At 72.4% G+C, this 6068-nt stretch carries 5 protein-coding genes; 1 reads left to right on the forward strand and 4 read right to left on the reverse strand.

Going from position 1 to position 6068, the window contains the following annotated elements:
- Nucleotides 1-963 (reverse strand): DUF6350 family protein (locus EHS43_RS34865; protein WP_221740785.1); only part of this gene is annotated, 963 nt, incomplete at its 3' end.
- Nucleotides 964-1059: 96 nt separating this feature from the next.
- Between EHS43_RS34865 and EHS43_RS34870 the strand changes: the two genes are divergently transcribed.
- Nucleotides 1060-1947: an RNA polymerase subunit sigma-70 gene (locus EHS43_RS34870; RefSeq protein WP_260470841.1), complete on the forward strand. Its 888-nt coding sequence runs from the start codon at nucleotides 1060-1062 to the stop codon at nucleotides 1945-1947.
- Between the two features lie 151 nt (nucleotides 1948-2098).
- Here the strand turns inward: EHS43_RS34870 and sucD are convergent, their stop codons facing one another.
- From sucD to EHS43_RS48310, 3 genes are all read right to left on the reverse strand, one after another.
- Nucleotides 2099-2983: a succinate--CoA ligase subunit alpha gene (sucD, locus tag EHS43_RS34875; RefSeq protein WP_125194647.1), complete on the reverse strand. Its 885-nt coding sequence runs from the start codon at nucleotides 2981-2983 to the stop codon at nucleotides 2099-2101.
- Nucleotides 2984-3004: 21 nt separating this feature from the next.
- Nucleotides 3005-4183 carry an ADP-forming succinate--CoA ligase subunit beta gene (gene sucC, locus EHS43_RS34880; protein ID WP_125194648.1) on the reverse strand — a complete coding sequence of 393 codons (1179 nt, stop codon included), beginning with the start codon at nucleotides 4181-4183 and terminating at the stop codon, nucleotides 3005-3007.
- A gap of 518 nt (nucleotides 4184-4701) precedes the next feature.
- Nucleotides 4702-6068: hypothetical protein (locus EHS43_RS48310; protein WP_260470843.1), on the reverse strand; the 1367-nt coding region annotated here is incomplete at its 5' end.

Consider the following 6068-nt stretch of genomic DNA (forward strand, 5'->3'; position numbering starts at 1 on the left):
CCCCGCGTCCGGTACCGCCGCCAGCAGCGGAAACGGCGGCAGCAGCGGCGCCGGATCCGACGACAGCGGCCCCACGACATGCCCCGCGCCGAGCACGAACCCGGGTCCGGCGGCGTACCCGGCCGCCCACACCGCCGCGTTCGGCAGCAGCGCCAGACACAGCAGCAGGACCGCGAACCGTCCCGACCACCCCTCCGTCAGCTGGAAGAACGCTCCCCGTGTCGCACCGCCGTGCGCCACCAGCGACACCGCCAGCAGCACCGCACCGCCGCCGACCAGCACGGCCACCCCGGCCCCCGCGGCCCGTGCCGACGCGGCGAGCCGTGCCCGCGCCGGTGCCCCGAGAACGAGCCGCCGCACCCCCGCGGGCAGCAGCACCAGCACACCGTCGAACGCCTCGGCGGGGCGGCCGTACGCCGTCCACACCCCCGCGCCCGCCGCACCCATGACCACGACCGGCAGACACACGCAGGTCCACGGCCACGAGGGCCGCAGCGCCCCGCCGGACGCGTACAGCGCGACGGCGGCACCGACGGCGAGGTATCCGAGCACGACCCCGGTCCACGCCGTCCGCCCGGGCGCCTGCGGCGGCTCCTCGTCCCCGGCGGCCACGTCCCGCGCCGCCCGGTGCACCAGCCACAGCGGCAGCGCGAGCAGCAGCAGCGGGGTGACGCCGACGGGCGCCGGGACACCGGAGAGCGTGTCCGTCCGGACCAGCTCGGCCCCGTGCGCGAGCAGCCACAGGGCCGCGGCCACGTGCAGCGCACCTCCCGGGCCGCTGTCGGGATAGGGCGAACTGATCCACAGCACGATCACGAGAACGGCGAAGGAACCGAGCCCCAGCCCGGCGGCCACCGCACCGCCCAGGAGACTGGCGGCCAGGCCGGGCGTCCGGTCGCGCAACCGGGTGAGCAGGGGCGACAACGACGTGCGGCGAGCGGTCAGCTGATTCACGACCGCCATGCTCCCAACGACACGCGCTTTCTCGTCGTAACAGGCGAACCTCCGATGTGTCGCTCAATATACGACTATGTACTTTTTCGCACGAAGGGGCGCCCTGTGACGCAGGATCAGGTCGCGAAAGGGCCCGGCGCCACGGGCGAGCTGACGGCCCCTCAGCAGGAGCACGAGGAGCAGCTCCCGGCCCCCACCCTGACGCCCGCTCAGGCCTTCGACGCGCTGTACGCCTTCTGCGCGCCCGCCCTCGTCCGGCAGACCTATCTGCTCACCGGCCGCCGCGAACTCGCCCGCGAGTCGGTCGAACGGGCCTTCCAACTCGCCTGGCAGCGCTGGCCCGAGGTGGCGGTGGACCGGGACCCGGCGAGCTGGGTACGGATCATGGCGTACGAGTACGCCCTGTCCCCCTGGCACCGCTTCCGGCCCCGCTACCGCAGCCCCGAGCCACCCGTCGCCGACCCGGCCGACCGCGCGCTGATGGCCGTACTCCTGCAGCTCCCGCCCTCGCAGCGGCGCACGCTCCTGCTGTACGACGGCGTGGAGCTCGACCTTCCGGAGACGGCGGCGGAGACGGAGGCGAGCACACCGGCGGCGGCCGGTCGGCTGATGAACGCGCGCTCGACGGTCGCGGCCCGGCTGCCCGACCTCGCCGACCCGTCCGAGCTGCACGAACGTCTGGTCTCGCTGGCCTCGAGGGAACGCCTGCGAGCCGCGCAGCCGCCCGCGGTACGGACCGAGAGTGAGCGCCGGGCGCGCTTTTGGACCCGGGCGGCGATCGCGTTCACGGTGGCCCTGATCGGCACGACCGCTCTCACCCTGCGGACCGCTCCGACGCACTACGAGCCACCGGTGGCGCCTGGGGCGGAGATCCAGGGGGTGCCGCCCCGGGTGGGGCAGGGGCCGCTGTCGGAGGCGGAGGAGGAACTGCGGGAGAAGCTGCGGGAGAGCGCGGGGAGCGGTCCGGAGAGGGTGGCACCGCTCGTTCGTTAGCCGCGCCCCTTTTCCGGGGGCTCGGGGAACTGCGCGACCGGCCACGACGCACCCGCACCCGCCGGACAACCGAACCCGGCACCCCATGACGCGCCGATGGGCCCGCCCCGAGTAACGGAGCGAGCCCAAAGACGTGCGGCTACGAACCTGTTCAGCCGGCGAGGATCTCCCGCGCCAGCTTCGCCGTCTCGGTCGGCGTCTTGCCGACCTTGACGCCGGCGGCCTCGAGGGCCTCCTTCTTCGCGGCGGCCGTGCCGGAGGAGCCGGAGACGATGGCGCCGGCGTGGCCCATGGTCTTGCCCTCGGGCGCGGTGAAGCCCGCGACGTAGCCGACGACCGGCTTGGTCACGTTGTCCTTGATGAACGCCGCGGCCCGCTCCTCGGCGTCGCCGCCGATCTCACCGATCATGACGATCAGGTCGGTGTCGGGGTCGGCCTCGAAGGCGGCCAGGGCGTCGATGTGGGTGGTGCCGATGATCGGGTCGCCACCGATGCCCACCGCGGACGAGAAGCCGATGTCGCGCAGCTCGTACATCATCTGGTACGTCAGCGTGCCGGACTTCGACACCAGGCCGATACGGCCCGGCTTGGTGATGTCGCCCGGAATGATGCCGGCGTTCGACTGGCCCGGGGTGATGAGGCCGGGGCAGTTCGGGCCGATGATCCGGGTCTTGTTGCCCTTCTCCACGGCGTACGCGTAGAACGCGGCGGAGTCGTGGACCGCGATGCCCTCGGTGATGACGACCGCGAGGGGGATCTCGGCGTCGATGGCCTCGACGACGGCCGCCTTGGCGAAGGCCGGCGGCACGAAGAGGACGGACACGTTCGCGCCCGTCTTCTCCATGGCCTCGGCGACGGTGCCGAAGACCGGGATCTCGGTGCCGTCGATGTCGACGGACGTGCCCGCCTTACGGGGGTTCACGCCACCGACGATGTTGGTGCCGTCCGCCAGCATGAGCTTGGTGTGCTTCATGCCCGTGGCACCGGTCATGCCCTGGACGATGACCTTGCTGTCCTTGTTGAGGAAGATAGCCATGGCTGTATCTGTCCCTCTTCCTTACTTCGCAGCCGCGAGCTCGGCGGCCTTGTCGGCCGCGCCGTCCATGGTGTCCACGCGCTGGACCAGCGGGTGGTTGGCGTCGGAGAGGATCTTGCGACCCAGCTCGGCGTTGTTGCCGTCGAGGCGGACGACGAGGGGCTTGGTGACTTCCTCGCCCCGGTCCGCGAGCAGCTGCAGCGCCTGCACGATGCCGTTGGCGACCTCGTCGCACGCGGTGATGCCGCCGAAGACGTTGACGAAGACGGACTTGACGTCCGGGTCGCCGAGGATGATCTCCAGGCCGTTCGCCATGACGGCGGCGGAGGCGCCACCGCCGATGTCGAGGAAGTTGGCGGGCTTGACGCCACCGTGCGCCTCACCGGCGTACGCGACGACGTCCAGGGTGCTCATGACGAGACCCGCGCCGTTGCCGATGATGCCGACCTCGCCGTCGAGCTTGACGTAGTTGAGGTTCTTCTCCTTGGCGGCGGCCTCCAGCGGGTTCGCGGAGTCCTTGTCCTGGAGGGCCTCGTGTCCCGGCTGACGGAACTCGGCGTTCTCGTCGAGGGAGACCTTGCCGTCGAGGGCGATGACCTCGCCGGAGGCGACCTTGGCCAGCGGGTTGACCTCGACCAGGAGGGCGTCCTCCTCGACGAAGGTCTTCCACAGCGTCACGAGGACGTTCGCGACCTTGTCGGCGACCTCGGCCGGGAACTTCGCGGCCTCGACGATCCGGCGCGCGACCTCGGGGGTCACGCCCTCGTTGGCGTCGATCGGCGTCTTGGCGACGGCCTCGGGGCGGGTCTCCGCCACCTCCTCGATCTCCATGCCGCCCTCGACGGACGCGATGGAGAGGAAGGTGCGGTTGGCACGGTCCAGGAGGAAGGAGACGTAGTACTCCTCCACGATCTCCGGGGCCGTCTCGGCGATCATCACCTTGTGGACCGTGTGGCCCTTGATGTCCATGCCGAGGATGTTGGTGGCGTGCTCCACGGCCTCGTCGGCGGAGGCGGCGAGCTTGACGCCACCCGCCTTGCCACGGCCGCCGACCTTCACCTGGGCCTTGACGACGGACTTGCCACCGAGGCGCTCGGTGGCTGCGCGGGCCGCCTCAGGCGTGTCGATGACTTCACCGGCCAGCACCGGTACATCGTGCTTGGCGAAGAGGTCCCTCGCCTGGTACTCGAACAGGTCCACGCGCTTCCGTCCCTATCAGTGATCTCGCGGTTCGTTGTCTGCGTGGGCGTGCCGCGAGGGCAACGTGACGTCCGACCGGTGTCTGTCACAAGGGAGGCGCACACGGTGTCCGAGCGCGCGGCATGTCCGTCTCGCAGGTTATCGCTGCTTCCCGGGGGCCCCTAAATCGAGGGTCACACCTGAGCGGTGATACCTGTCACATGATGCCGTGCTCACTGGCGCGGCGTGCCGCGTGTGAGGTCGGGGACGACATCCACGCACGCGTGGGGCGCGGTAGGAGGACAGGCAGGAGAAAGGTGGCGAGGCCCGGAGGAGGGCTGGGGAAGGACCTCACCGGGATGGGGTTGTCCCGGTGAGGCCCCTTGTGCGACCCCTTCCGTGTCCTTCAGGGGCCTGGGCGGTAGATCCCCACCCCAATGGGGACCTCCTCGCCCTGTCCGTGAGGTTCCGGTCAGGACCGGCCGACGGCTTTCGGCCGTCCGGGGCCCGTCGCCTCACGGAGTCGTGGGTGGGGGCGGTCAGACGCGGTGGTCCCGCGCGTAACCCGGGGTGAGGGACTCGGCCACGCCCTGGACGCCGGTGACGGCGTGCCCGGCGAGCGGGCCCGCGCTGTCCTGGACGGTCCCGGTCAGATCACCGGCGAAGGGACCGACCTGCCCGGCGACGGGGGCGGCCTCACCGACGACTCCGGTGGCGAAGGGGGCGACGTCGCCCGTGACGCCGTGAGCCAGGGTCATGGAGCCGGCGACGACCGGCTCCGCCGTCCGGGTGACGGTGTCGACGACGGGCCGCACGGCCCCGGTGACGCCGTGCGCGAAGGGCGGGACCTGGCCCGTCACGTCGTGGGCCAGGCCGGTCGCGCGGCCCGCCACACCGTGCGCGAGCGGAGCGACGTCCCCGACGACACCGGTGGCGAAGGGGCGTACGTCCTGCGTGACGCCGTACGTCAGGACGGTCGCGTCCTCGACGGCCTGCCCGGCGACCGGCACCACGCCGTGCACGGCGGTGTTCACCACCGGCGGCAGTACGGCCTCGGTGGTGTCGTGGGCGACCTGCCCGACGAGACCGGTCGCGTACGGCGGCACGTCGGCGACGATCCCGTCGACGACCGGCAGCACCCCGGCGACGACCGTCCCGGTGGCGTACCCGACCACGCCGTCCTCGATCTCCCCGACGCCGGCGACGGTGCCGCCGACCACGGGTCGCACATCCCCGACGACCCCGTACGCGAGTCCCGTCGCCGTGCCCACGGCCCCTCCGGCGACCGGGGTCACGCCGGCCACCGCGCCGGTGGCTACCGGGGGCACCGCGCCCACGGTCCGCCCGACGGTGGGCACCACGGTGAGCGCCACTCCTTCGGCGACCGGCACGACACCGTCCACCGCCTGTCCCGCGACCGGCACCAGGCCGTCCACGGCGCCGGTCACGACGGGCGGCACGACCGCGGCCGCCGTCTGGTCGACGACGGGCGTGACGGTGTCGGTTCCGGTCCTGGCCCCGGCCGTGGCGGAGACGTCGGCGATGCGGTCCTGCGTTCCGGTGAGCGTGGCCCGCGCGGTGCGGCCGGCGCCCGCGACGGGCTGCTGGGCCAGGGCCCGTTCCACCTCGGGGGCGAAGGCGGAGAGCGGACCGAAGAGGTAGTCGACGCCGTGCTCGGGGGCCGTGGGGGTGATGGGTGTGGTGAGTGTGGTGGGTGTGGCAGATGTAGCCGGTGCGGCTGTGCGGGGTGTGGTGGGTGCGGCGATCTCGGAAGCCTTGGCGGCTGCAGCCTGGGCGGCATTGGCCTTCGCCTCGGCCTGCGCGGCACGGGCAGCCTTGGCCCCCTGGATCGCCGCGGCACCCTTCACCTTGGAGGCCTTCGCCCGGGCGGCCTGGGACACGGGGG

The sequence above is a fragment of the Streptomyces sp. RP5T genome (assembly GCF_003933965.1).
Classification (GTDB): domain Bacteria; phylum Actinomycetota; class Actinomycetes; order Streptomycetales; family Streptomycetaceae; genus Streptomyces.